Raw genomic sequence first — 24935 nt, 5'->3', positions numbered from 1 at the left:
ATCAGTTGCCCCAGCGGCGGTTGTCTTTCCATTCGCGCGGCCAGTGGGTCCGCTCGTGGGCGGGGCCGATGTCGTAGCCGGCGCGGCGCAGGCAGCTCGCGGCGAAGACCTTGCGGACCTTGCCGTTCGGGTAGCGCACCTTGAGCTGGCAGCGGGCCGGCAGCCTGTCGGTCTCCCAGCCGTTCTGCTTCAGGCAGCCCTTGCCCATCACCGGGCCCGTGTTGCCGCCGCGCACCTCGAGCAGGCATTCGCGGGGCAGCACGCGGCGGGCGCGTTTCTTGTGCGTTTGGCCGGCGGGTCCGATCACGCGCGGCAGGCGGTCGTCGCGGTCCTGCCAGCGGTCATGGGCATACCGTTTCTTGTCGTCGTCATCGTCGTCGTCGTCCGCACGGGCATTGCCGATGGCATTTCCGAGCATGTAGAGCACCGCGCCGGTGCCGAGCTGCTGGAGGGTCTTCTGCGTGTCGATCTGGTCGGCGCGGGCGGAGGACGCGGCGACGGTGGTCACCGCGAGGGCGGCGGCCAGCACCGCGGCGATGAAGGGTCTGGACATGGGGGGCTCTCCCTTGGGCTGTCTCGTGGTCCATCACGGCGCCACCCGTGGGGCGACGCCCTGAGCCGGACCTTTCCCGGCAATCGCGAAATCGGGCAATATCGGCTCGCTGTTATCGGATATCCGGCGGCACACCGCCGCTCTGCTATTGAATCGCGGCGGCGCTCCGCGCAGGTTCGCGGGCATGAAACGCATCCTCGTTCCCCTTCTTCTGGCGCTCTGCCTGCCCGTCGCGGCGCAGGCAGACTGCTACGTCGAATACAAGGCCAAGCAGGACGGCCCGCTGCGCCTGCATTACGGGATCGCCCGGCTGCCCGGGGGCGACTGCCCGCCCGGGGCCGAGGCGGCCGATCTCCTGCGCCCGCGTCTCGCGGGCGGGGGCTGGACCCTGCTGAACGTCGTGGGCCTCTCGACCGAGACGCCGGGTGACAAGAAGAAGGCGAACGCCGGTGACTTCTTCCTCCGTTACTGAGGCGCGCCGCGCCGGAACCCGGCTGGTGGGGGCGGGAATCGCCGCCATCGTCGCGCTGCTCGCCGCCGCCGGGGCGCTGCTCATGCTGACGTTGCCCGACGCAAACGCCTTCAACGCGCGCGTCGAGCGGCTGTTCATCGAGAACGACGACCTGACCGGGCAGGCCGAGGTGAAGCTGCTCGAGATCCTCGCCCAGTCGGGCACCGCCTTTTCCGACACGCTGGCGAGCTACCGCATGGTGATCTTCGTGCTGCTGGTCTTCGCCACCGCCCTGCTGGTGGCGGCGCTGGTGTTCCTTGTCATGCTGGTGGTGCTCAACCGGCGCATGGCGCAGATCGAGCGCTCGGGGATACAGGTCAGCTCGCTCATCATCGACCGCGAGGAGAACACGGTCTACCTCAACACCATGGGGTTCAAGCTGACGGCAGCGCTGATCGAGACGCTGGCGGTGCTGGCCGAGGCGCGGATGGACGACGAGATGCTGTCGGGCGCCGAGATCGAGTCGATGATCTCGGGGCGCGACGCCGCCGACTGCGAGGAAGCCGCCGGCGCCACACGCATAAAGCGGCTGCGCGACGGGCTCGGCAACCAGATGGTGAGCGCGCTCCTGGTCAAGAATATCGCCCGCCGCGGCTACGTTCTGGCCATCGACAAGGACGTTATCGAGGTGGTCTGAAGGCCCGCGCAGACCGGCGGCGCATTGCATCCTGGCGCGCAGGCAGTTGAAACCGGAGCGGAACGGGTGCAAACAGGCACTCGGATTTTCCCTGTTTCCCGGATACGATGTGCCCATGGCAAAGCTCTACCACGTGCCGCTCTCGCCGTTCTGCCGCAAGGTCCGGCTCAGTCTCGCCGAGAAGAAGATCGAGTGTGAACTGGTCGAGGAACGCTACTGGGAGAAGGACACCGACTTCCTGCGACGCAATCCGGCGGCCAAGGTCCCGGTTCTCCGCATGGACGGCAAGACCATGGCCGAAAGCGCCGCGATCTGCGAATGGCTCGAGGAGAAATACCCCGAGCCGGCGTTGATGCCGCGCTCGGCCGATGCCCGCTTCGAGGTGCGCCGGCTGGTCGGCTGGTTCGACGACAAGTTCCACAACGAGGTGACGTCGAAGCTGCTCTACGAGCGGGTGAACAAGAAGATCATGAAGCAGGGCTTCCCGGACAGCAGCAACGTCAAGGCCGGAGCCAAGGCGATCAAGTACCACCTCGACTACATGGCCTGGCTGCTCGACCACCGCCGCTGGCTCGCCGGCGACGTGATGACGCTGGCCGATTTCGCCGCGGCCGCGCATCTTTCGGCGCTCGACTACATCTCGGACGTGGACTGGAACCGGCAGGCGTCGGTCAAGGACTGGTATGCCAAGATCAAGTCGCGCCCGGCGTTCCGCAACATCCTCGCGGACCAGATCCCCGGCTTCCCGCCCCCGCCGCATTATGCCGACCTCGACTTCTGATCCCGCAGGTCGCGTCGGGGGCGCTGCCCCCGTCGCGCTGCGCGCGACTCCCCCGGGATATTTCCGGCCAGAAGAAGGCGCGCGCGCGTGTCGCTGAAAGCGAGACTGGTCGCCGAGGCGGAGGCCGTGGGGTTCTCGGCCTGCCGGGTGTGCCGTCCCGGCGACACGCCGCAGGTGGCGGCGCGGCTGGCGCAGTTCCTGGAGGCGGGCCGGCACGGGCAGATGGGCTGGATGGCGGAGCGCACCGCCTGGCGCGGCGATCCCACGGCGCTCTGGCCCGAGGCGCGCTCGGTCATCATGCTGGCCGAGAACTACGGCCCCGACCACGATCCGCTGGCGGTGCTTGAGCAGCACGACAGGGCGGCGATCTCGGTCTACGCGCAGAACCGCGATTACCACGACGTGGTGAAGAAGAAGCTGAAGCGGCTGGGGCGCTGGCTCATCGCCGAGGCGGAGCGCGACGGTCCCGCGCCGGAGATCAAGGTCTTCGTCGACACCGCGCCGGTGATGGAGAAGCCGCTGGGCGAGGCGGCGGGGCTGGGCTGGCAGGGCAAGCACACCAACCTGGTGAGCCGGTCGCTCGGGTCGTGGTTCTTTCTCGGGGCCATTTTCACGACGCTGCCGCTTGCGCCGGACGAAGCGGAGCGCGATCACTGCGGGTCGTGTCGGGCCTGTCTCGACGTCTGCCCCACGAACGCCTTCCCGGCGCCCTACCAGCTCGATGCGCGGCGGTGCATTTCCTACCTGACCATCGAGCACAAGGGGCCGGTGGACGAGGCGCTGCGGCCGGGGCTCGGCAATCGCATCTACGGCTGCGACGACTGCCTCGCGGTCTGCCCCTGGAACAAGTTCGCCCGCGCCTCGCGGGAGGTGAAATACCACGCCCGTCCCGACCTGCTTGGCCCGCCGCTGGCAGAGTTGGCGGCGCTCGACGACGCGGGCTTCCGGGCGCGGTTCTCGGGCTCGCCGATCAAGCGGATCGGCCGGGACCGCTTCGTGCGCAACGTCTGCTATGCCATCGGGAACTCGGGGGACGCGCGGCTGCGGCCCGCCGTTCAGGCGCTGTGCGAGGATGTCGACGACGCGGTGCGCGATGCGGCCCGCTGGGCGGCGGCGCGGCTGCCCGCCTGAGGTGACGCCGGATGTGAAAAGGGCGCCGGCCGGAGGGCAGGCCGACGCCCCGAGGCCGTGCCTTGGGTATGAGAGAAGCCTCTGCTCCACACATGGGAGCTTCCGCCGGCGATGCGAAGAGACCTCACGGAATGGGGAAGTGCCCGTGCGATCCCTTGCCGTTTCACGAGGAGGCACCGACGGCCGCCTGCCCGCACGACATCGCGGCCCGGTCCCGAGGGAGAAGGACCGGACCGCGAAACCTCGTCTCCGATCAGGCGCGGTCGTCGATCAGGATGGTGACCGAGCCTTCGGCGGTCTGGTACACGCCGAGCACGTCGTCGGAGGTGTAACCTTCCTCTTCGAGGGCGCTGCTCAGGGTCTCGCTGCCGTCGATGCGGGTCTGCAGCATGTCGAGCTGGGTCTGCGCCTTGGCGAGCGCGTTGTCGATCGACGCGCTGTTCTCGGCGCCTTCGCCCTCGAGATCGCCGAGCGTCTTGGTGGTGACCTCGGCATCTTCGGAAATGTCGCCCATCGGCATCGCGATGCCATCGCCGTTCAGGTCGGCCATGAATTCGCCCATGGTTTCGGGGGCTTCACCGGTTTCCGTCTCCATGGCGGTTTCGGCTTCCATGCCGCTGCCGCTTTGCATGGTCGTTTCGCTTTCCATGGTGGTGCCGGAGCCCATGGTGCTGTCGGACTTCTCCATGGTGGTGCCGGTCTCGACCTGGCTTTCCGACTGCGCCATGGGATCGGCGGTCATCGAGGTGCTGTCATCCGCGCTCTGCGCGAGAACCGCGCCCGAGGAAACGGTGGCGGCGAGAAGGGCGGCAAGGCCAAGCTTGGTCGAACGGATGGTCATCGGGGTTCCTCCTTTGGGTCCGTTTGAGCCGACGCATCGTCGCGTCGATCAGTGAGGTAATGACCGGGAGGCGGGTTCGGATCCCCCGATCCGGCGGCAGACCGGAAAGCGGCGGTGCGCCGCCGGAACGCCGCGTCCGGACCGGGCGCTTCTCCGCCGGTTCCCGGCGCCCTGTGCGCGCTGGCGGGAAATCGCGCGGGCCGACCTGCGGTCACGGCGGGGGCAGGCCGACCAGAGACCCTTTGCATTGATACAGGGAACACCCATCTTATGCAGCAGAACGCGATGGAGGACCCTAATGGCGACTTACGACCGCAACCCCGACGTGATCGCGGCGCTCGATCCCGAGCAGTATCGGGTCACGCAGGAAAACGGCACCGAGCGACCGGGCTCGGGCGCCTATCTCGACAACAAGGCAGCGGGCATCTACGTCGACGTGGTGTCGGGCGAGCCGCTGTTCGCCTCGTCGGACAAGTATGAAAGCGGCTGCGGCTGGCCGAGCTTCGTCAAGCCGCTCGAGCCGGCCCATGTGCAGGAGCTGCGCGACACCACCCACGGGATGATCCGCACCGAGGTGCGTTCGACCCACGGAGATTCGCATCTCGGGCACGTCTTTCCGGACGGCCCGCCCGACCGGGGCGGGCTGCGATACTGCATCAACTCGGCGTCGCTGCGCTTCATTCCCCGCGAGGACATGGAGGCGGAGGGCTACGGCGCCTATCTCGACCAGGTGGAGGACGTGGCATGACCGAACGCGCCGTACTCGCAGGGGGCTGCTTCTGGGGAATGCAGGACCTGATCCGCAAGCTGCCCGGCGTGGAGAAGACCCGCGTCGGCTATACCGGGGGCGACGTGCCGAACGCTACCTATCGCAATCATGGCACCCATGCCGAGGGCATCGAGATCCTCTTCGATCCGGAAAAGATCAGCTACCGGCAGATCCTCGAGGTCTTCTTCCAGATCCATGATCCGACCACGCTGAACCGGCAGGGCAACGATGTCGGTCTGAGCTACCGGTCGGCGATCTACTACGTCGACGACGCGCAGAAGCAGGTGGCCGAGGACACGATCGCCGACGTCAACGCCAGCGGCCTGTGGCCGGGCAAGGTGGTGACCGAGGTCGAGCCGGTTGGCGACTTCTGGGAGGCCGAACCCGAGCACCAGGATTACCTCGTCCGGTATCCCGGGGGCTACACCTGCCACTGGCCGCGGCCCGGATGGGTGCTGCCGCGGCGCGACGCCGCCGAGTGAACCCGAAGGCATGCAAAGGAACATGACAAGCGCCGGCCCCGAGGGGGCCGGCGTTTTTCGTTCCGCATCAGCCGGCGCGGCGGGTCTCGGTCAAGTCGCGCTCGCGCCGCTCGTATTCGCGGCGTTCGAGCTCGTCCCGGTCCAGCACGCGGATCCGGCTGCGGCCGAGATCGACGACGCCGCTATCCTGAAGGAGGTTGAGCATCCGGTTCACCTTTTGCCGCGAGCATCCCAACAGGGTTGCAAGCTGTGTCTGGCTCATGCGGATGAGGGGATCCTGCGGCGTGCTGAACTGGCGAAGGTAGCTGCAGAGCCGTTCCTCGATGCTCTGGAAGCGTTCGAGCACCCGGTAGTGATTGTCGCGTCTGAGACGCTCCAGCAGGATCCTTGCAAGGTTCCGAAGCACGACCGGCGACTGGGCGAGCTCCACGAGATGCGATGTGGGACAATAGAGGAGCGTGGTATCCGGCAGGGTGGTGCAGGTGGCGGCGCACGGGGCTGCAGCCAGTGCTTCGGTGTCGCCGAGCACCTCGCCGGTCATGGCGACATGGATGACGCTCATGTGACCGTCCGGCCCGAGGTAGGTGACCGCGACCCGGCCCCGCGCGATGATGAACAGGCCCGAGGTATGCTCGCTCTGGGTTAGGATCGTCGTCTGTTCGCTGCAGTAGCGCAGCTTGCAGCGGTCGAGGAAGTCGGAGCGCACTTGCAGAGGCAGCCCGTCGAGCAGTGCGATGTCGAGAAGTTCGGGATAGGCGCAGCTCGCTTTCATGAGGACCGGCGTCCTTTGCGCCGGGGGCACGCGTCTGCGCAACGATGAAAACGGTGCGAGCGATTCCCGAGCAGCCGAAAGACGACTTCCAGCACAGCAGTTCCCCCATCTGAAAATCATTTCGAGGCCCGAAAAATCGATGGACCCGCCGGACATCTTACAATCGTGATCTGTAGGGGGGAATGGGGATTCTGGGCAAAACGATATACTGCGCTGATCGGGCGCAGCCGATCAGAACATGGGGCGCCCGAGCGCCAACGGGCGCATCCGGCTGTCACCCGAGGCGACAGCCGGATGAACTCATTTCCACTAGGCACTCGTTAAAGAAAGCCTGCCTTGGGCACCACGGACCGTCCGTAGGAACATTTGGTTGGCTTCGACATGTATGGATATGTCGGTTTCGCGCGGCGCTGTGTCGCCCCGGTGACGCTGGGGAAAGATTCCGGGGCGTCGTGTCCTTGAACCGGGTCGGCAGCCGGTCGCGAGGCCTACGTGCGCTTTTTCTTTGTCGCGGGAAGGGCGGGTGGTAGGCTCGGGCACGTCTTCATTCATTTCAGCAGAGACATTGCCATGATTTCAGGTTTCCCAGGCGTTTTCCGGGTCCTTTCGGTTTTAGGATTCCCTTTCGTGCTGGCGGCGCCCGCCGCCGCCCTTGCTCCCTCGTTCGACTGCAGCAAGGCGCGATCCTCGGCCGAGGAAGCGGTCTGCGCTTCCGATGCGCTCGCCGAGATGGACCTGGAACTGGCGCGGCTCTACCACGCCGCGGTGAATGGGCCGAACATGGACGCCGAGCGGCTGAAGACCCTGAAGGCCACGCAGCGCGGCTGGATCAAGGGGCGCGACGACTGCTGGAAATCCGACATGGGCGTCGAGACCTGCACCGCGAACGAATACGCCTTTCGCATCTATGACCTGCGCCAGGGCTATGCCGACGCCCGCGCGGAAGACGGCGCCTCGCTGGGGCCGTTCCCCTATGTCTGCGAGGGTCTCGACGTGCCGCTTTCGGCGGCCTTCGTGAACACCGCCGCGCCGATGGTGGCGCTGCGCTGGGGCGACAACATCGCCGTGCTGCCGCAGGTCGAAGCGGGCTCGGGCGCGAAATATGCCTCGGACGCGTGGTTCTACGGCCCGCTGATGTTCTGGTCCAAGGGTGGCGAGGCGCGCTTTGCAGTCGCCGACGGGGCAGAGATGGCCTGCGTGCAGGATGACATGGGTTAGAAAAGGGGGCAGACATGACCTTCGCAGGCGCCGTGAAGAACGGCTTTCGAACCTACGCGACCTTCTCGGGGCGCGCGTCCCGTTCCGAATACTGGTGGTGGATCCTCTTCGTGGTGGCGGGCTCGGTCGTGCTGTCGCTCGTCGACCTCGCCCTGTTCGGCAGCGACCCTCGGACCGGGCAGGCCAACCAGGTGCTCTCGGGGCTGTTCCAGCTGGGCGTGCTGCTGCCGACGCTCGGCCTTGGCTGGCGGCGGCTGCACGATAGCGGCCGCCCGGGCTGGTACCTGCTGCTGCCCTTTCTCGTGACGGTGGGGCTCATGTTCGTGACCCTCGGCGGCATGATCTTCGCCACCGGTATCGGAGCAGGCATGGGCCAAGGCGCGGGGCAGGCGATGGATCCGGGCGCGGGCATGATCGCCGGCGGCATCGGCATGATCGTCATCTGGCTGGTGCAGCTTGTCCTGCTCGTGCTGATGATCTGGTGGCTCACGCGGCCGTCGGACCCGGGCGAAAACACCTTTGGGCCGCCGCGCGCATGAGCGCCGGCTTCTGGGATGCCATCGCCGAGCGCTACGCCGCCCGGCCGATCGGCGACGAGGCTGCCTATGAGGCGACGCTCGCGCGGGTGCGGCACTGGCTCAGCCCCGAGATGCGGGTCGTGGAGCTCGGCTGCGGCACCGGCACGACGGCGGGCAAGCTCGCGCCCTCGGTGCGCGAGATCATTGCGACGGATTACGCCGACGGCATGATCCGCATCGCCGAGACCCGCTGCACCGCCAATAACCTGCGCTTCCGCTGTGCCGGCATCGAAGAGGCGCTCGCGGGCGGGCCGCATGATGCCGTGCTCGCCTTCAACCTTCTGCACCTGCTCGAGGACATGGAGGGCTGCCTTGCCCATGTGCATGCGGCGCTGGCGCCCGATGGGCTCTTCATCTCCAAGACACCATGCGTCGGTGCGCGGTGGTATCTGCGGCCCGTCGTCTGGCTCCTGCAACGACTGGGCAAGGCGCCGTCCTTCCGTTTCCTGAAGCCCGAGGCGGTCGAGGTGGCGATCCGCGACGCGGGTTTCGAGATCCTCGAGACCGGGGACTACCCGCCGAAGCTGCCCAGCCGCTTCCTCGTCGCGCGCAGGCTCTGACGCGACGTTTGCAGAGACAGCGCACCGCCGCTTTGACAGTCTCCGCGCGAGGAGGACCGCCCGTGACACGCTATCCGCATCTGCTGAGCCCGCTCGATCTTGGTTTCACCACGCTGAAGAACCGCGTGCTGATGGGGTCCATGCATACCAATCTCGAGGAGCGCGGCGACTGGTCCCGCGTCGCAGCCTTCTACGAGGCGCGGGCGCGCGGCGGCGCCGGGCTCATCGTGACGGGCGGGATGGCGCCCAACGCCGAGGGCGGGGTGTTTCCCGGAGCCGCGGGGCTCTTCACCGCCGAGGACATCGCGAACAACCGGCTGGTGACCGACCGGGTGCATGACGCGGGCGGCAAGATCGCCATGCAGATCCTGCACGCGGGGCGCTATGCCTACGGTCCCGAATGCGTCGCGCCCTCGGCCATCAAGTCGCCGATCTCGCCGTTCAAGCCGACCGAGCTGGACGAGGCGGGCATAGAGAAGCAGATCGCCGACATCGCCACCGCCGCCGCCCGTGCCCGCGAGGCCGGCTACGACGGTGTCGAGGTGATGGGCTCCGAGGGATATTTCCTCAACCAGTTCCTCGTGACCCACACCAACCGGCGCGAGGACCGCTGGGGCGGCTCCTACGAGAACCGGATGCGCCTGCCGGTCGAGGTCATGCGCCGCGTCCGGGCCGCTGTGGGCGAGGATTTCCTCGTGATCTTCCGGCTGTCGATGATCGACCTCGTGCCCGACGGCTCGACCCACGAGGAGGTCGTGCAACTGGCGCAGGCCATCGAGGGCGCGGGGGCGAACATCCTCAACACCGGCATCGGCTGGCACGAGGCGCGGGTGCCGACCATTGCCACCTCGGTGCCGCGCGCTGGCTGGGCCTGGGTGACGCAGAAGCTGATGGGGAAGGTCGGCATCCCGGTCATCACCTCGAACCGCATCAACACGCCCGAGGTGGCCGAACACCTGCTGTCCGAGGGCTGCGCCGACATGGTGAGCCTCGCGCGGCCGTTCCTCGCCGATCCCGATTTCGTCGCCAAGGCCGAGGCGGGGCGGGCCGAGCTGATCGCGCCTTGCATTGCCTGCAACCAGGCCTGTCTCGACCATACTTTCGGCGGCAAGGTGTCCTCGTGCCTCGTCAATCCGCGTGCCGGCTACGAGACCGAGCTCGAGATCGCCCCGGCCGAGGCTCCCCGCCGCATCGCGGTAGTGGGGGCCGGGCCGGCGGGGATGTCCTGCGCGATCACCGCGGCGCAGCGCGGGCATGACGTGACGCTCTTCGAGCAGGCGGCGGCGATCGGCGGACAGCTCAACATGGCGCGCCGGGTGCCGGGCAAGGAGGAATTCGACGGGCTCGTCGACTGGTTCGGCGCGATGCTGGCCGAGACCGGCGTGACCGTCCGGCTGAACACCCGCGCCGATGCAGGGGCGCTGGCGGGCTTCGACGCGGTGGTGGTCGCGACCGGCGTGCTGCCGCGCGATCCCGGCATCCCGGGACAGGACCATCCGTCGGTGCTGAGTTACGTCGACGTGCTGCGCGACAGCGCGCCGGTAGGCCGCAAGGTCGCCGTGATCGGAGCCGGCGGCATCGGCTTTGACGTGTCCGAGTTCCTCGTCACCGGCAAGAGCCCGACCATGCATCCGCCGGAATGGCTGCGCGAATGGGGCGTCGCAGACCCCGAGGACGCCCGCTCGGGGCTCGCGCCGGAGGGGCCGCGCCCGGCACCACCAGAGCGCGAGGTGGTGCTGCTCCAGCGCAAGGCCGAGAAACCGGGCCGGCGACTCGGCAAGACGACCGGCTGGATCCACCGTGCGGCGCTGATGATGAAGGGCGTGCAGATGACCTCCGGCGTCACCTACGAGCGCATCGACGACGCGGGGCTGCACATCTCCCGTGGTGACACCCGCGAGGTCATCGCCTGCGATACGGTTGTGCTCTGTGCCGGACAGGAGAGCTTGCGCGAGTTGGCCGACATGCCAGGACAGACCGAGGTGCATGTAATCGGGGGCGCCGATGTGGCTGCCGAGCTCGACGCGAAGCGCGCGATCGATCAGGGGGTGCGGCTGGCGGCCACGCTTTGAGGGCGCCGCTGCGGAGGGAGTGGCTCGCGCAGCCGTGATCCCGCGCGCTCCGGTCGATGGAACACACCCCCCGGTGTCGGCGTTCTCCCTTCAAACGCCATATCGGAAGGAGGCACTCATGCCCAAGATTACCGACGCAAAGATCCTCGTTATCGCAACCCACGGCTTCGAGCAGTCCGAGCTCGAGTTTCCGCGCGACCAGCTGCGCGTGAAGGGCGCCGAAGTTCATGTCGCCTCGCTCGACGGCAAGGCGATCAAGGGCTGGGAAGGTACCGACTGGGGTCGCGAGGTCGAGGCCGACCTGAAGATCGAAGACGCCGACCCCACGCGGTATGACGCGATCGTCATTCCCGGCGGCCAGATCAACCCCGATCTGCTGCGTGTCGAGGACAGCGTCATCGCGCTCGTCCGCGCCTTCGCCAAGGAAGGCAAGATCATCGCTGCCGTGTGTCATGGCCCATGGGTCCTGATCGAGGCAGACATCGTGTCCGGTCGCGAGATGACCGCCTATCCGTCGATCCGCACCGACCTCAAGAACGCCGGTGCCCGCGTGATGGACGAGCCGGTGGTTGCAGACAGCGGCATCGTCACCAGCCGCAACCCGAACGATCTGAAGGACTTCGTGGCCAAGATCGTGGAAGAGGTCGAGGAAGGCCGCCACAACCAGAAAGCCGCCTGACCGCCGTTTCCCGTGAAACCTTCGAAAGCCGCGTCCCCTCGGGGGCGCGGTTTTTTCGTGCCCGCCGGAGTGGGTGGGCAGGGTTTCCCGAGCCAACACAGTCCCCGGCAATATCCAGATATTGTCTCTGCCGGGTCCAAGTTGTGCCCGATTTCGCCGCGATACCGTTTCCCTGAAGAAGCACGTAACGAGGAGACGGACATGGATCGCCTGACCGAAATGGAGGCCTTCGCCACCGTCGTGGACCAGGGCGGTTTCACCGACGCGGCAAAGAAGATGGGCATCTCGAAATCGGCCGTGTCCAAGCACGTCTCGTCGCTCGAGGCGCGACTTGGGGCGCGCCTGCTGAACCGCACGACCCGCCGAGTCTCGCCCACCGAGATCGGGCTTGCCTACTACGACCGCGCCCGTCGCGTGCTCAACGACGCCGGCGAGGCCGATGCGCTGGTGACCTCGATGCAGTCGGCGCCCTCGGGGCTGCTGCGGATCTCGGTCGCCACCGACTTCGGGGTCAACCATCTGAGCCCGGTGCTGGGCGAGTTCCTCGCCGAGTTTCCCGACATCACCGTGAACATGGTGCTCAACAACCGCTTCGTGGAACTGATTTCCGAAGGCTTCGACATGGCCATCCGTATCGGAGAACTCGAGGACAGCACCCTGCGCGCCCGAAAGCTCACCGAGACCACCAAGCGGATGATCGCGTCGCCGTCCTACTTCCAGAAGTTCGGGCGGCCTTCACGGATCGACGACCTGAACGAGCACAAGCTGCTGCACTATTCGAACCAGTCCAGCGGCAACGTCTGGAAGGTCACCGCGCCCTCGGGTGAAAAGCGCCAGATCCGTACCGCCGGCTGGCTTTCGGTCAACGATGGCCAGTCGCTGCTGAACGCCTGCATCGCCGGGCTCGGCATCGCCTACCTGCCGTCCTACCTCTACGCCGATGCGATGAAGCAGGGGCTGGTCGAGGACGCGATCCCGGATCTGCCGGTCGAGACACAGGGCATCTACGCCGTCTACCCGCCGGGCCGCTTCACCCAGCCGAAGGTGCGCGCCTTCATCGACTTCCTTGCCCATGCGTTCGCCGACAAGGGCCCGCAGGACTGGTAACACCGTTTCCCCAAGTCTCGAAAGGCACGAGGCCGCCTGCGCTCCGGATGCAACCGGGGCGCTTCTTTTTCCGTCTCCGGCGTCGGGCCTCTGGAATGCGGCGGCCGCATTCCCTAGATGCCATGCGACCCCGAACGGAGAACATGCCCACATGCGCGCGCGCCTTGCTGCCGTCCTCGACCGACCGCTGACCCGCTACACCATCATGGGTGTGATCCTGTTCAACGCGGTGATCCTCGGGCTCGAGACCTCCGACAGCATCATGGCCCGCTTCGGCTGGCTGATCGTGGCGCTCGACATGGCCTGTCTCGCGGTCTTCGTGGCCGAGCTCGGGGCCAAGCTGGTGGCCCACGGGGCCCGCTTCTTCCGCTCCGGCTGGAACATCTTCGACTTTCTCGTCGTGGGGATCGCGCTGGTGCCGGCCGGGCAGGGGTTGGCGGTGCTGCGGGCGCTGCGGATCCTGCGTCTGATGCGGGTCGTTTCGGTCGCCCCGACGCTGCGTCGCGTGGTCGAGGGCTTCGTATCGGCGCTGCCGGGCATGGGGTCGGTCTTCCTGCTGATGGGCGTGATCTTCTACATCTCGTCGGTGATCGCGACCAAGCTCTTCTCCGACAGCTTCCCCGAGTGGTTCGGCACGCTCGGCGCCTCGGCCTATTCGCTGTTCCAGATCATGACGCTCGAGTCGTGGTCGATGGGCATCGTCCGGCCGGTGATGGAGGTCCACGCGCAGGCATGGCTGTTCTTCGTGCCCTTCATCCTCATCACCACCTTCGCGGTGGTGAACCTCGTGGTCGGCCTGATCGTGAACTCGATGCAGGAGGCGCACGCCGAGGAATCCAATGCCGCGACCGAGGATTACCGCGACGAGGTGATCCGCCGTCTCGCTGCCATCGAGGCGCGGCTCGACGAACGCCGCTGAGCCCCACGCGCCGCGACAAGGGCCCGCCGGGGGCGTTGCCCTCGGGCGGTGGGGCGGCTAGACCCGTGCCCCATGCGGATCATCGAGAACATCATAAGCGACCGCGGCTCGAAATACGCCGTCTCGGGCGCGCCGTGCAGCTCGGAGGACGAGGCCAAGCGGCTCGTCAAGGAGCTCTGCCGGAAGAAGAAATACGCCAAGGCGACCCACAACACCTGGGGGCTGCTGACCGAGGCCGGGCCGGTCAAGAACGATGACGGCGAAAGCGGCGCCGGCATGGTGATCCTGCGGATGCTGGAACGCGAGGGCGTGCAGGATCATCTCGTGGTGGTCACCCGCTGGTTCGGTGGCAAGCACCTTGGCGGCGACCGGTTCCGCCACGTGCAGGAGGCCGTGCGGATCTACCTCGAAGACCTGAGAGGCTGACCGCCTCCGCCCCGAGCGGTCGCCGTCGGATGGGTTTGCAACCCACTGCGCGGTCCCGCTTTACTCCACTGGCAGCAGCATCGCCTCGACCCGCCGGTTCGCCTCGCGTCCCGCGTCGGTCAGGTTGCTCGCGACAGGCGCGAGATACCCCACCCCGTCCGACGAGATGCGCGCGCCGGGCACGCCCTTGTCGCGCAGGTAGGCCGCGGCCGCCTGTGCCCGCTCGCGCGAGAGCGCGGTATTGGCCTCGAGCGAACCCACCGCGTCGGTGTGCCCCACCAGCACGACCCGGCGCGACGGCGTCTCGGCAAGGTAGGCCGCCAGCGTGTCGAGCGAGGCAATGGTCTCCTCGCCGAGCGTGGCGGCGCCGCTGCCAAACGTCACGTCGTCGAGGATGACGTGGCCGCGAGCGTCCAGCTCGGCGATCAGGTCCCCGTCCGCCGTCACCGGCGCGCCACCTGTGCCGACCTCGGGCGCGGTCGTTTCCTCCCCACCCGCGCGGATGAGCTGGACGTAGCCCGCGGCGTTCGACCGGCTGACCAGCAGGCTCAGCCAGTTGCCGTCGGGGCCGCGCGCGCTCAGGAAGCGAAAGGCGGTCAGGTCGACATACATGGCGGGCGCCGGAAGCACCTCGGTGTCGAAGCGGAAGTCGAAGCCGCCACAGCCCGCGGCGCTGCACTGGAAGACGATTTCATAGTCCGTTGCCTCGATCTGGTCGCGGAGCGGTGAGAGGATCTGCAGCGTGGTGAGGTCCGTGGCCTCGATGCGCCAGGACTGCCTGCGGATCGCGCCCTCGACGCGGTTGACCGGGATGCCGGCGTCTTCCGACCATGGTCCGGTGGGCACCGCGTAGCTGCCCGGATCGGTGGTCCGCTCGGTCATCAGCCGCGCGCCCGCCGGCAGCTCCAGCTCGAGCGCAGCGGCCATCCCCGGCGCGACCATCGCCGCCAGCAGAAGGAGGCCGGCCTTAGCGTGCCTGGGCGTGGTAGGCGTCATTCGGCCGCATGTCCGTGGCGCTCGCCACGCGGTTGGTCATGTTGAAGAACCCCGCCACGTTGGCGATGTCCCAGATGTCGCGCTCAGAGAAGCCGGCGTCGCGCAGCGCCTCGCGGTCGTATTCGGCGATCTCGGCGCTGGCCTTCGTCATCTTCTCGGCAAAGCTCAGCATGGCGCGCTGGCGGTAGGGCAGGTCGGCCACCCGCCAGTTCATCACCAGCATCTCGCCCAGCTTGGGGTCGCCCGAGAGCTGACGCACCGCCGCGCCGTGGGCGGTCAGGCAGTAGAAGCACTTGTTGACCGAGGACACCACCACCGCGATCATCTCGCGCTCGAGCTTCGACAGCCCCGAGTCCGCCAGCATCAGCTCGTTGTACATCGCGGTGAAGGCGTTGAGCTTGTCGATATCGAAGGCATGGGCCTTGAGCACGTTGGGCACCATGCCCAGCTTCTCGTCGCAGATGTCGAAGTATTTCCGCGTCTCCGGCGGAAGCGGGTCCACCATGGGCAGGTCGAGCGCGGTGGGCTGGTCCTTGGTCATGTCATGCCTCGGGGTTGATGCGATAGTGATACTGTCCCACGACCTCGAAGCCGAGGGAAGCATAGAGACCGTTCGCCGCTGCGTTGTCGGTCAGGCAGAGCACCGCGAGCCATTCGGCGCCATGCTCGCCGGCCCATGCGGCGGCGCGGCGCATCATCCACTTGCCCAGCCCCTTGCCCCGCTGCGGGGCGCGGATTTCCAGCGCGTGCACCATGGCGATGCCGTCGTGGATGGCGCAGAACCCGGCGCCGGCAGGGCGGTCGTCGATGCGGCCCAGCAGCCCGGCCTTCGGGCCCTTGACCCGTTCCATCACGCGCTGGCGCGCGGCGCCGATGCCGGCCTCCTCCCAGATCTCGCGGGTGACCGCGAGCGGCTCCCAGAGCGCAAAGGTCGTGACCCGCGGGATCTCGACGTCGGTGAGCGCCGCGACCGGCGTGCACCAGAGTGTCACCGGGTCGATCAGCCTGTAGCCGCGCGCGTCGAGCGCGGCGTCGAGGGCGTCTTCGCCGACGCGGATCATGAACAGCGGCGTCTGGTCGAGCATCCGCATCGCCTTTTCGGCGGCGGCAAGGTCGTCCGTGGTCCAGTCGCCATCGGCGCTGGCGCAGGACACGCGCTTGCCGCCGCCACCGCCTTCGCGCAGCGTCCACGGGCCGGTGTGCACCAGGCGCGCCGCGGGCCAGGTGCCGTCGATGGCGGCGTAGAGGCGCGGCAGCCCGGGTATCATCCCGGGAACAGGTCGTTGAGCCGGCTCATGGCCGCATCGATCCGGGCGCCGTCCTGGCCGCGGATCACGATGTTCGCGCCGTAGGCCCCGTCCTGCTGGTAGGGGTAGGAGCCGATCGACAGGTCGGGGAAGTCGGCGGCGAGCGCCGAGAGCGGCCCGGCGATCTCGCCCTCGCCGCGCTCGATGCGCAGGGTCTGCGACAAGAGCGGCGCGCCGCCGGTGAGCGTCGGCAGCACGCTCGCGACCATCGCCTCGAAGACCGAGGGCACGCCCGCCATGACGTAAACGTTCTCGAGCACGAAGCCCGGCGCGATGGACACCGGGTTGTCGATCAGCGCGGCGCCGTCGGGAATGCGCGCCATACGTTGCCGCGCCGCGTTGAACTCGGAACCGCGCCGGTCGTAATGGGCGTGCAGCAGCTGGTAGGCGTCCTCGCGGATGTCGATGTGCACGCCGAAGGCCGCGGCCACGCAGTCGGCGGTGATGTCGTCATGGGTGGGCCCGATGCCGCCCGAGGTGAACACATGGGTGTAGGCCGCGCTCAGCGCCTGCACCGCCGAGACGATCGCCTCGCGCTCGTCCGAGACCACGCGCACCTCCTTGAGGTCGACGCCGGTCTTGGTCAGCTCGCGGGCGAGGTGGTTCATGTTCGAATCGCGGGTGCGGCCCGAGAGGATCTCGTCACCGATCACGATCATGGCGGCGGTGGGGTTGGTCATCGGGCTCTCCTTGGCGCTGCACTGGCAATGGTATAGGGCGGCGGTCATGCGCTTTCAAACCCCCTTGATCCCGGCCACGCTGCTGCGTCGCTACAAACGCTTTCTCGCCGACGCGCGGCTCGACGACGGACGCGAGATCACCGCGCATGTGGCCAACCCCGGCAGCATGATGGGCCTGAAGGACGAGGGGCTGAGAATCTGGCTCGAGCCCAACGATGACCCGAAGCGCAAGCTCAAGTATGCCTGGCGGCTGGTCGAGCACGAGACCGGCGCCTTCACCGGCGTCGACACCGGCGTGCCGAACCGGATGCTGCGCGCGGCGCTACAAGACCGCCGGGTGCCGGGCCTCGAGGGCTACACGCGCGTGCGCCCCGAGGTGAAATACGGTGAGAACAGCCGCATCGACTTCCTGCTATCCGGCGAGGGCCGGCCCGATGCCCCCGATGCCTATGTCGAGGTGAAATCCGTGACCCTGTCGCGCACCCCCGGCCTTGCGGAGTTTCCCGACAGCGTCACCGCGCGCGGCGCGAAGCATCTTGCCGAGCTGGCCGCGATGGCGCGGGCCGGGCATCGCGCGGTGATCCTCTACCTCGTGCAGCGTACCGATTGCAGCGCGGTCACGCTCGCCGCCGACATCGACCCGACCTATGCCGCGGGCTTCGCCGAGGCCACAGCGCAGGGCGTCGAGGTGCTCGCCTTCGACTGTGCAATCGACCCCGGCGGCGTGTCTCTGAAAGGGCCGCTGCCCTTCCACGCGCCCTGAGCTTCTTCTGGCCGGAAAATATCCCGGGGGAGTCTCCCGGAACGGGAGACGGGGGCAGCGCCCCCATCCCTGCCGCCGCTCACTGCGCGGCGATGGCGGTGTCCTCGTTCTTCTCGATGTGCAGCGTACGGGTGGGGAAGGGGATCGGCACGCCCTCGGCGTCGAGCGCCTCCTTGACCCGGCGCTTCATGTCCGCCTGGTACTGGAAGAACACCGCCGCATCGACCCAGACCCGGACGAGGAAGTCGACGGAACTGTCGTTGAGGTTGTTGACCTGGATGAACGGCTCGGGTTCCCGCTTCGAGCGCTCGTCGGCCAGGATCGTGTTCAGGATGACCTCTTCGGCCTGCTTGAGGTTGGCGCCGTAGCCCACGCCGAAGGTCCACTCCGCGCGGCGGGTCGGGTAGACCGAGTAGTTCTCGATCACGTTGCCCCAGACCTGGCTGTTGGGCACGATGATCTGGGTGTTGCTCAGCGAGGCAAGCTCGATGGTGTTGAGCGAGATGTCCTTGACGGTGCCCATCTCGCCCGCGACCTCGATGAAGTCGCCCAGCTTGAACGGGCGGAAGAGGATGATCATCACCCCGGCGGCGACATTCGACAGCGTGCCCTGCAGCGCGAGGCCGACGGCAAGGCCGGCGGCACCGAGCGCGGCGATGATCGAGGTGGTCTGGATTCCGAGGTTGTTGAGCAGGATCAGCACGGTGAAGATCATCACCACGTAGCGCGCCACCTGGCCCAGGAAGGCGAAGAGCGTGTCGTCGAGCCGCGCCCGTCCGTCCGAGATGTTGGTGATCCGCCGCTTGAGCCAGCCCGCGATGGTCAGGCCGACGAGCAGGATCAGGATCCCGGTCACCACGTTGCCGAGCAGCGAGGCGAGAAAGTCGAGCGTCAGCACGTCCGACAGCGAGGTGCCGTTGTAGATGTCCGTGTGAAGGATGTTGTTGAGCGTTTCCATGTCTCCGGCCCTTGTCCCGTTCCAGTCCTGTCCTGCGGTTCGCGCGGCATAAGTGACGCCCGGGCGGGCAGGGCGCAAGGGTGTGAATGCGCATCCGGCATCGACACTGGCATTGCGCGCCGAGACGCATTAAGTAACCTGCAATCACGCAGGACGGAGCGCGCAGCCTTGAGACATGACACCGGCGGCCGCCTCACCCGGGACGGCATCCGCATCCACGACACCGAAGATTTCGCCGGCATGCACAAGGCCGGCGCGGTCGCGGCGAAGATCCTCGACGACGTGGCCCCCCACATCCGGCCGGGCCAGACCACGGGACGGCTCGAGGAGATCATCCGCGCCGCCGTCGACGAGTCCGGTTCGACCTCGGCCACGATCGGCTACAAGGGATACCAGCACGCCAGCTGCATCTCGGTGAACCACGTGGTCTGCCACGGCATTCCGGGCAGCAAGATCCCGAAGTGGAAGAACGACAGCCACGGGCGCTCGGACGATGCGCTTTACGACGGCGACATCCTGAACATCGACGTCACCGTGATCGTCGACGGCTGGTACGGCGATACCAGCCGCATGTTCGTGGCCGGCGAGCCGAAGCCCTACTCGAAGCGTCTGATCGAGGTCACCCACGACGCGCTGATGATCGGCATCGAGCAGGTGAAGCCCGGCAACACGTTCGGCGACATCGGCCATGCGATCCAGACCTTCGTCGAGGGCCATCGCATGTCGGTGGTGCGCGACTTCTGCGGTCACGGGCTGGGGCGGGTGTTCCACGCGCCGCCCAACGTGCTGCACTACGGCCGCGCCGGCAGCGGTCCGCGGCTCGAGGAGGGGATGTTCTTCACCATCGAGCCGATGGTGAACCTAGGCCGCCCGGAGACCAAGGTGCTCAAGGACGAGTGGACCGCGATCACCCGCGACAAGTCGCTTTCTGCGCAGTTCGAGCATTCGGTCGGGGTGACCTCGGACGGGGTGGAGATCTTCACCCTTTCGCCCGGTGACATGTTCTTCCCCGGCTTCGACTGATCCCGTCACGCCATCGGTGCGCCTTGTGGCGCGCCGGTCGGTCCCGCGTTCGGGCCACGCAGGCCCCGGGGGCGTGGCCCCCGGACCCCCGCCTGTGTGCGGTTGCCTCGCTCTGCGTCGCTGGAGGTGCTTGGTTGCGCGGGTGCAGGGGGCTCTGCCCCCTCTGCGGCTGCGCCGCATTCACCCCCGAGGGTATTTGGGAAAGAGAAGAAGACCGGGCGTGGCGCGTGGTGCTTTGCTCCGGGTGCCCTGGGTCAGCTCCATTTCCAGAGGGCTGGGACGAAGCGGTAGGTGTCGCCGTCCTGCAGGACATGGCCCACGCCGGGGAACGGGAAGTGGTAGCCGAGCACCGCCATTCGGTCGGTGGCGGCCATGTCGAGCAGGCGTCTGCGGGTCGCCACGGTCTGGTCGCCGTCCATGTCGAAGCCGTTGAACCAGTCGGGGTGGGCGAAGTTCATGTAGGCGTGGCTCATGGCGTCGCCGGTGACCAGAAGCTGCTGGCCGCCGGACTCGATGACGAGGCTCATGTGGCCGGGCGTATGGCCGGGCGTGTCGATGAGGCGTATGCCCGGGGCGAGCTCGGTGCCGTCGTCCACGAGGGTCCAGTCGGCGCCGTCGACGTTGATCGAGTTCTGCGCGCCGACCACGAATTGCTGCAGCTCCTGCGGCACCTGTGACGCGAGCCCGTCCTGCATCCAGTAGTCGTGTTCCCTGCGGCCAAGGAAATAGGCGGCGTCGGGCAGGATGGCCTCGTCGAAATCGTCGCGAATGCCCCAGATGTGGTCGGGGTGGGCGTGTGTGATGAAGATATGGGTGATCGAGGCGGGATCCTCTCCGGCGGCCTCGAGGTTGCTCATCAGCCGGCCGGCGGTGTCGAAGAAGCGGTTGCCGGAGCCGACATCGACCAGCAGCTTCGTGTCGCCCAGTTCGACGAGCAGGTGATTGGTGTGGGAGTAGTTGGTTTCGGGCGACAGGAAGTGGCGTTCGAGAAAGGCCTTCACCTCGGCGGGGTCGGCGTTGACGCCGAGCCCGTCCGCCGGGAGCTGCAGCGACCCGTCCGAGATCACCTTGATCTTCGCCTCGCCCAGCGTGAAGGCGAAATGTGCGGGGTTGCCGTCGGCCGGCGCGCCGAGCTCGGCGCGGCCCACCGCGGGCAGGGTGAGCGCCGGTGCCGCGGCGGCCATCGCGAGGATGTCCCGGCGGGTGGGTCTGAAGATCGTCATGCGCTGCCTCCCTCGTTAACGCATAGATAGATGCGAATAAGATAGCGGAGGGCGGGGCGATTGCCAGAGGGAAGGGGTCAGTCGGCGCGCAGCACTGTCGCATGGGTGTCGCCGTAGCGCCGCTGGTCGAGCGGGGCGAAGCCCGTGGGTGCCTCCTGCGGGGTGCTTTCCTCCCAGACGACGAGGGCGCCGGGGGCGATCCAGCCGGCGGCGCGGGCGGCGGTGAGGGCCTTGTCGCCAAGGTGCTTGCCGTAGGGCGGGTCGAGGAAAACGAGGTCGCAGGGAGTGTCGGTGTCCGGCAGCCGGGTGGCGTCGCGCGTGATGACGCGGGTGCGGTCGGCGCAGTCCAGTAGGCGGATGTTGCCACGCAGGAGCGACAGCGCCTTGCGTCCATCGTCGACGAAGGTGCAATGTGCGGCGCCGCGCGACAGTGCCTCGAGCCCCAGCGCGCCGGTGCCGGCGAAGAGGTCGAGCACCCGCGCGCCGTCGAACGGGTCGCCGAAGCGGCCGCCGCCGAGCATGTTGAACAGGCTTTCGCGCACCCGGTCGGTCGTCGGACGCAGGTGGGCGCGCGGGTCGCCCTTGCCCACGGCGGTGAGCGGGCGGCCGCGCCAGTCTCCGGCGATGATCCTCATGCGGTCATGCCTTCAGCAGCGCCTTGAGGTCGCTGTCGGGATCGGCGACGGCCTCGGGGGCGGGGGATCTCCCGGCCTCGATCAGGCGCTTGCCGACCATGTAGGCGCGCGGGTCGTTCATCGCGTCGAGTGCCACCAGTGTCTGGCCCGCGAAATACCAGTGCGAGACCGCGTCGCCGCCGCCGCGCACCACCACGCGGTCGTAGCCGGTGTTCAGCCCGGCGATCTGCAGTTTCACGTCGTACTGGTCGGACCAGAACCATGGCTTCGCCTCGTAGGCGCGGCCTGCGCCCATGATGTTGTCGGCGACCGCCTCGGCCTGGTCGATGGCGTTGCCGACGCTTTCAAGCCGCAGCTGCGCGCCGCGGTAGGGAAAGGAGGCGCAGTCGCCCGCCGCCCAGACGTTGGGTGCCGAGGTGCGTCCGGTCCGGTCGGTGCGGATGCCGTTCTCGATGGCGAGGCCGGCGGCCTCGGCCAGCTCGATCTCGGGCAGGATGCCGACCCCGGCGATGACGAAATCCACGTCGAGCGTGCTGCCGTCGGTGAGCTCGGCGGCACTGACCTGGCCATCGGTGCCGGTGAGCGCGCCGAGCCCGACGCCCTCGCGGATGTCGACGCCGTGGCGGGTGTGCAGGTCGCGGAAGTAGTCGGCGGTCTCGGGGGCCGCGACGCGCTGCAGGATGCGTTCGGCCATTTCGACAAGCGTGACCTTCAGGCCCAGCTTGGACGCCACCGCCGCCGCCTCGAGGCCGATGTAGCCGCCGCCGACGATCAGCAGGCGGGCGCCCTCGGTGAAGCGGGGGCGCATGGCGTCCACGTCGGCGATGCCGCGCACCGCGAAGACGCCGCCGAGATCGCCGCCGATCGCGGCGGGCAGCCGACGCGGCGCCGAACCGGTGCAGAACACGAGATCGTCGTAGGGGATCTTGCGCCCGTCGGCGATGATGGTCTGCGACTCGGTGTCGACCGCGGTGACCGGCGTGCCGAGGATCAGCTCGATGTCCTGGTCGTCGTAGAAGGCCCGGGGGCGCAGGAAGAGGCGGTCTTCCTCCATGTCGCCCAGCAGGTAGGCCTTGGACAGCGGCGGGCGCTGGTAGGGCGGCACCGGCTCGGCACCGATCATCGTGATCCCGCCCTCGAAGCCCTTGCCACGCAGGCGTGCCACGAGCGACGCGCCCGCCTGTCCGCCACCGATCACCACCACGTTGCCCATCTCTGCTCCTCCGCTTTTCCGTTGGCCTCGTCGGCGCGCAGCCTATATCCCGGCACGACAGGAACGCAATTCAGGGAGACGCGTGAAAATGTCTATTTCCGCAGGTGACAAGCTGCCCGGCGCCACGCTGGTTCAATTCGGCGAGAACGGCCCCGAGCAGGTCGCACTTCAGGACAAGCTCGAGGGGCGCAAGGTGGTGATCTTTGCCGTGCCCGGCGCCTTCACCCCCACCTGCCACTCGGCCCACGTGCCGAGCTTCATGCGGACGAAGGGCCAGTTCGTCGAAAAGGGCGTGCACGAGATCATCTGCCTGTCGGTCAACGACCCCTTCGTGCTGAAGGCCTGGGGCGAGTCGACGGGCGCGTCCGAGGCCGGGATCACCATGCTGGGAGATCCCGAGAGCGCCTTTACCTCGGCCATCGGGATGGACTTCACGGCGCCGCCGGCGGGGCTGATCGCGCGCTCGAAGCGCTACGCGATGGTCGTCGAGAACGGCACCGTCACGCTGATCCACGCCGAGTCGAGCCCGGGTGAATGCGAGATCTCGGCGGGCGAGGGGCTCCTCGCCGCCATGTAAGGCCCGTTTCGGGCCACGGGAGCGCGCCGGTCAGCCGGCGCGCTTCAGGTCGGCGATCATTGCATCTATGTCGCCGCGCCGCCTGTCGAGCATCGCGCCGATCTCGGTGCGCTCGGTCAGCAGCATGTTCACGCCCTCGATGTACATGTTGTAGAACCGCCCCGATTTCTCGCCGACGAAGAAGGTCACTTCGAAGGGCGATTCCCCGCGCAGGTAGGCGGTGGTCGAGACCTGGTAGGCGTTCTTGATCTTCCTTGCGCCGTTCACCTCGATCTTGCCGCCCACGAACTTCTGGAAGCGCCGGCCGTACTTGCGCGACACGTAGGTCGCGAAGGCAGCCGAGAACGCCTTTTTCTGGGCCGGGGTCGCGCGCCGGGCTTCCACGCCAAGCGCATAGGCCGCGACATAGGGCATGTCGCCATAGGTGCGGAAGATCCGCTCGAAATCGCCATACATCGCGCCTTCGGACTTGCCCGAGTTGATGACCGCGTTGACGTCGTCGACCAGCCCGCGCACGAGGTTTTCCGCCTGCGCGGCGGTGGCCGAAAGCGCTGCGCCCGGCAGCGCCGCGAGCAGCCCCGAGGCGCAGAGCCCGCCAAGCATCCCGCGCCGGGAAAGAAATTGCAGCGTCATCAGAAACCCTCCGTGTCCAGTGCTTCGGGGTCGATATAGGCCGCGCCCCCGGTGCTTTCATCTCCCAGCTCGAAGCGCCGGTTCTGCAGCCAGATCATCCGCAGTTGCGCGTAGCTGTCGGCGCTGTCGTAGAGCAGCTCGTCGATGGTGTCGCCGTACTTGGCGCGGTCCAGCACCTTGTCGGCGACCTTCACGCCGGTCGCGTAATAGCGCTCGGGCGGATCGAGCAGCTGCCCGAGCGGGTTGGTGAAGAAATCCACGAACTTGCCGGTGGCCTCGCGCTCGGTCGAGGGGCCGAGGATCGGCAGCTCCATGTAGGCGCCTTCGGGGAAGCCCCAGACGTAGAGCGTCTCACCGAAGTCGCTGTCGTCTTCCGGCAGGCCCATCCCCGCCGCGACGTCGAAGAGGCCGACAAGCCCCACGGTGGCGTTGACGCCGAAGCGCAGCGTATTCCGCGCGGCACTGCCAAGGCGGGCCTGCAGAAGCTGGTTCATCACCGTCTGGGGCAGCGACAGGGTGTCGGCGACATTCGCGACTCCGGTCGCGACGGGCGCGGGAATGGCGGCGGCCATGTCGGGTCCGTCGCCGCCGGAAAGGGCGCTGTCGACGGACTTGTTGAAGGCATGCACCCGCCGGTTGGCGCCCTCGTAGGGGTCGTAGACTCCATCGACCGCCTCTCCGGGGCCGGGAACGGTGCAGGCCGACAGCGCGAGACCGACGATCAGGGAAATTCCGGTACGGTATTCCGGACCTCGGTGGCGCTTCGGCTCAAAAGACATTGGAAATTCCCTGTCATGGTATAGAAAGGCCATATTGCAGCCTGCATCCGTGGAAACAACTCTCCGGAGCCGGGCACGAAGACACGATTTGATTTTTGCGATATTTGAGGGT

Annotated in this window: 30 protein-coding genes; 17 read left to right on the top strand and 13 right to left on the bottom strand. The window is 67.6% G+C overall.

The features are described 5' to 3' along the window. Nucleotide 1 precedes the first annotated feature (1 nt). A complete protein-coding gene (locus D6860_RS20405) occupies nt 2-553 on the bottom strand; it encodes a hypothetical protein (protein WP_076623254.1) in 552 nt (183 codons plus the stop codon). Nucleotides 554-737: 184 nt separating this feature from the next. Here D6860_RS20405 and D6860_RS20400 point away from each other — a divergent pair, with 184 nt between their 5' ends. The 4 genes from D6860_RS20400 to queG all read left to right on the top strand — a co-directional run bounded on the left by D6860_RS20400 (nt 738) and on the right by queG (nt 3613). Next, nucleotides 738-1025: a hypothetical protein gene (locus tag D6860_RS20400; RefSeq protein ID WP_017469553.1), complete on the top strand. Its 288-nt coding sequence runs from the start codon at nt 738-740 to the stop codon at nt 1023-1025. 25 nt (nt 1026-1050) lie between these two features. Continuing rightward, nucleotides 1051-1701, top strand: a complete 651-nt coding sequence (locus D6860_RS20395) for a hypothetical protein (protein WP_229743292.1) — start codon at nt 1051-1053, stop codon at nt 1699-1701. Between the two features lie 115 nt (nt 1702-1816). Continuing rightward, nucleotides 1817-2482 (top strand): FtsZ-binding protein FzlA, encoded by a 666-nt coding sequence (locus D6860_RS20390; protein WP_076623256.1) that lies wholly within the window; start codon nt 1817-1819, stop codon nt 2480-2482. An 87-nt stretch (nt 2483-2569) separates the two neighbouring features. Continuing rightward, nucleotides 2570-3613 carry a tRNA epoxyqueuosine(34) reductase QueG gene (gene queG, locus D6860_RS20385; RefSeq protein WP_076623257.1) on the top strand — a complete coding sequence of 348 codons (1044 nt, stop codon included), beginning with the start codon at nt 2570-2572 and terminating at the stop codon, nt 3611-3613. 253 nt (nt 3614-3866) lie between these two features. Here queG and D6860_RS20380 read toward each other — a convergent pair whose 3' ends face one another. Beyond that, on the bottom strand, nt 3867-4454 hold the full coding sequence (locus D6860_RS20380; protein WP_076623258.1) for a hypothetical protein: 588 nt from the start codon (nt 4452-4454) through the stop codon (nt 3867-3869). 298 nt (nt 4455-4752) lie between these two features. On the opposite strand from D6860_RS20380, the gene msrB reads away from it, so the two are divergent. Then, on the top strand, nt 4753-5202 hold the full coding sequence (msrB, locus tag D6860_RS20375) for a peptide-methionine (R)-S-oxide reductase MsrB (protein ID WP_017468173.1): 450 nt from the start codon (nt 4753-4755) through the stop codon (nt 5200-5202). After that, complete coding sequence (gene msrA / locus D6860_RS20370) at nt 5199-5705, top strand: peptide-methionine (S)-S-oxide reductase MsrA (RefSeq protein WP_017468172.1); 507 nt, start codon at nt 5199-5201, stop codon at nt 5703-5705. The genes msrB and msrA overlap by 4 nt, the downstream gene beginning before the upstream one ends. 67 nt (nt 5706-5772) lie before the next feature. Here msrA and D6860_RS20365 read toward each other — a convergent pair whose 3' ends face one another. After that, nucleotides 5773-6477 carry a Crp/Fnr family transcriptional regulator gene (locus D6860_RS20365; protein ID WP_076623259.1) on the bottom strand — a complete coding sequence of 235 codons (705 nt, stop codon included), beginning with the start codon at nt 6475-6477 and terminating at the stop codon, nt 5773-5775. Between the two features lie 627 nt (nt 6478-7104). On the opposite strand from D6860_RS20365, the gene D6860_RS20360 reads away from it, so the two are divergent. The 8 genes from D6860_RS20360 to D6860_RS20325 all read left to right on the top strand — a co-directional run bounded on the left by D6860_RS20360 (nt 7105) and on the right by D6860_RS20325 (nt 14036). Next, a complete protein-coding gene (locus D6860_RS20360) occupies nt 7105-7695 on the top strand; it encodes an MliC family protein (RefSeq protein ID WP_017468464.1) in 591 nt (196 codons plus the stop codon). 14 nt (nt 7696-7709) lie between these two features. Next, complete coding sequence (locus tag D6860_RS20355) at nt 7710-8234, top strand: DUF805 domain-containing protein (protein ID WP_076623261.1); 525 nt, start codon at nt 7710-7712, stop codon at nt 8232-8234. Beyond that, a complete protein-coding gene (locus D6860_RS20350) occupies nt 8231-8833 on the top strand; it encodes a class I SAM-dependent methyltransferase (RefSeq protein ID WP_076623262.1) in 603 nt (200 codons plus the stop codon). The genes D6860_RS20355 and D6860_RS20350 overlap by 4 nt, the downstream gene beginning before the upstream one ends. Nucleotides 8834-8895: 62 nt before the next feature. Then, the gene (locus D6860_RS20345; RefSeq protein ID WP_076623263.1) at nt 8896-10905 is read left to right on the top strand and encodes an NADPH-dependent 2,4-dienoyl-CoA reductase; all 2010 of its coding nucleotides are present in this window, start codon (nt 8896-8898) and stop codon (nt 10903-10905) included. Nucleotides 10906-11023: 118 nt separating this feature from the next. Next, nucleotides 11024-11584, top strand: a complete 561-nt coding sequence (locus D6860_RS20340) for a type 1 glutamine amidotransferase domain-containing protein (protein WP_017467780.1) — start codon at nt 11024-11026, stop codon at nt 11582-11584. Nucleotides 11585-11785: 201 nt separating this feature from the next. Continuing rightward, the gene (locus D6860_RS20335; protein WP_017467781.1) at nt 11786-12691 is read left to right on the top strand and encodes a LysR family transcriptional regulator; all 906 of its coding nucleotides are present in this window, start codon (nt 11786-11788) and stop codon (nt 12689-12691) included. Nucleotides 12692-12842: 151 nt separating this feature from the next. Next, nucleotides 12843-13610, top strand: coding sequence for an ion transporter (locus tag D6860_RS20330; protein WP_076623264.1), 768 nt, complete (start codon nt 12843-12845; stop codon nt 13608-13610). A 72-nt stretch (nt 13611-13682) separates the two neighbouring features. Next, complete coding sequence (locus D6860_RS20325) at nt 13683-14036, top strand: YigZ family protein (RefSeq protein ID WP_017469118.1); 354 nt, start codon at nt 13683-13685, stop codon at nt 14034-14036. Between the two features lie 60 nt (nt 14037-14096). On the opposite strand, the gene D6860_RS20320 is transcribed toward D6860_RS20325, so the two are convergent. Genes D6860_RS20320 through D6860_RS20305 form a run of 4 tightly spaced genes read right to left on the bottom strand, consistent with a single transcriptional unit; the run spans nt 14097 to nt 17019 of the window. After that, nucleotides 14097-15032, bottom strand: a complete 936-nt coding sequence (locus D6860_RS20320; RefSeq protein WP_076623265.1) for an OmpA family protein — start codon at nt 15030-15032, stop codon at nt 14097-14099. Further along, nucleotides 15004-15573, bottom strand: coding sequence for a peroxidase-related enzyme (locus D6860_RS20315; protein WP_076623266.1), 570 nt, complete (start codon nt 15571-15573; stop codon nt 15004-15006). The genes D6860_RS20320 and D6860_RS20315 overlap by 29 nt, the downstream gene beginning before the upstream one ends. A gap of 1 nt (nt 15574) precedes the next feature. After that, nucleotides 15575-16300: a GNAT family N-acetyltransferase gene (locus D6860_RS20310; RefSeq protein WP_076623267.1), complete on the bottom strand. Its 726-nt coding sequence runs from the start codon at nt 16298-16300 to the stop codon at nt 15575-15577. Next, nucleotides 16297-17019, bottom strand: coding sequence for a competence/damage-inducible protein A (locus tag D6860_RS20305; protein ID WP_017468480.1), 723 nt, complete (start codon nt 17017-17019; stop codon nt 16297-16299). Before D6860_RS20305 ends, D6860_RS20310 begins: the two co-directional genes overlap by 4 nt. 46 nt (nt 17020-17065) lie before the next feature. Here D6860_RS20305 and sfsA point away from each other — a divergent pair, with 46 nt between their 5' ends. Further along, entirely contained in the window at nt 17066-17782 is a 717-nt protein-coding gene (gene sfsA / locus D6860_RS20300) for a DNA/RNA nuclease SfsA (RefSeq protein WP_076623268.1), read from the top strand. A gap of 79 nt (nt 17783-17861) precedes the next feature. Here the strand turns inward: sfsA and D6860_RS20295 are convergent, their stop codons facing one another. Further along, a complete protein-coding gene (locus tag D6860_RS20295) occupies nt 17862-18740 on the bottom strand; it encodes a mechanosensitive ion channel family protein (protein ID WP_017469437.1) in 879 nt (292 codons plus the stop codon). 168 nt (nt 18741-18908) lie between these two features. On the opposite strand from D6860_RS20295, the gene map reads away from it, so the two are divergent. After that, complete coding sequence (gene map, locus D6860_RS20290) at nt 18909-19763, top strand: type I methionyl aminopeptidase (protein WP_076623269.1); 855 nt, start codon at nt 18909-18911, stop codon at nt 19761-19763. Nucleotides 19764-20017: 254 nt separating this feature from the next. Here map and D6860_RS20285 read toward each other — a convergent pair whose 3' ends face one another. The 3 genes from D6860_RS20285 to D6860_RS20275 form a co-directional block, all read right to left on the bottom strand. Beyond that, a complete protein-coding gene (locus D6860_RS20285; protein WP_076623270.1) occupies nt 20018-20986 on the bottom strand; it encodes an MBL fold metallo-hydrolase in 969 nt (322 codons plus the stop codon). Nucleotides 20987-21063: 77 nt separating this feature from the next. Then, nucleotides 21064-21621, bottom strand: coding sequence for a 16S rRNA (guanine(966)-N(2))-methyltransferase RsmD (gene rsmD, locus D6860_RS20280; RefSeq protein WP_076623271.1), 558 nt, complete (start codon nt 21619-21621; stop codon nt 21064-21066). A 4-nt stretch (nt 21622-21625) separates the two neighbouring features. Further along, nucleotides 21626-22834, bottom strand: a complete 1209-nt coding sequence (locus D6860_RS20275) for an NAD(P)/FAD-dependent oxidoreductase (protein ID WP_076623272.1) — start codon at nt 22832-22834, stop codon at nt 21626-21628. Nucleotides 22835-22922: 88 nt separating this feature from the next. Between D6860_RS20275 and D6860_RS20270 the strand changes: the two genes are divergently transcribed. Then, nucleotides 22923-23411 carry a peroxiredoxin gene (locus D6860_RS20270; RefSeq protein WP_076623273.1) on the top strand — a complete coding sequence of 163 codons (489 nt, stop codon included), beginning with the start codon at nt 22923-22925 and terminating at the stop codon, nt 23409-23411. 30 nt (nt 23412-23441) lie between these two features. Here the strand turns inward: D6860_RS20270 and D6860_RS20265 are convergent, their stop codons facing one another. Then, a complete protein-coding gene (locus D6860_RS20265) occupies nt 23442-24044 on the bottom strand; it encodes an MlaC/ttg2D family ABC transporter substrate-binding protein (protein ID WP_076623274.1) in 603 nt (200 codons plus the stop codon). After that, on the bottom strand, nt 24044-24823 hold the full coding sequence (locus D6860_RS20260; protein WP_017469345.1) for an MlaA family lipoprotein: 780 nt from the start codon (nt 24821-24823) through the stop codon (nt 24044-24046). Before D6860_RS20260 ends, D6860_RS20265 begins: the two co-directional genes overlap by 1 nt. Nucleotides 24824-24935: the final 112 nt, after the last annotated feature.

It is taken from the genome of Salipiger sp. D13 (assembly GCF_003703915.1).
Taxonomy (GTDB): domain Bacteria; phylum Pseudomonadota; class Alphaproteobacteria; order Rhodobacterales; family Rhodobacteraceae; genus Salipiger; species Salipiger profundus.
This window is presented reverse-complemented; position numbering and strand designations above follow the sequence as displayed.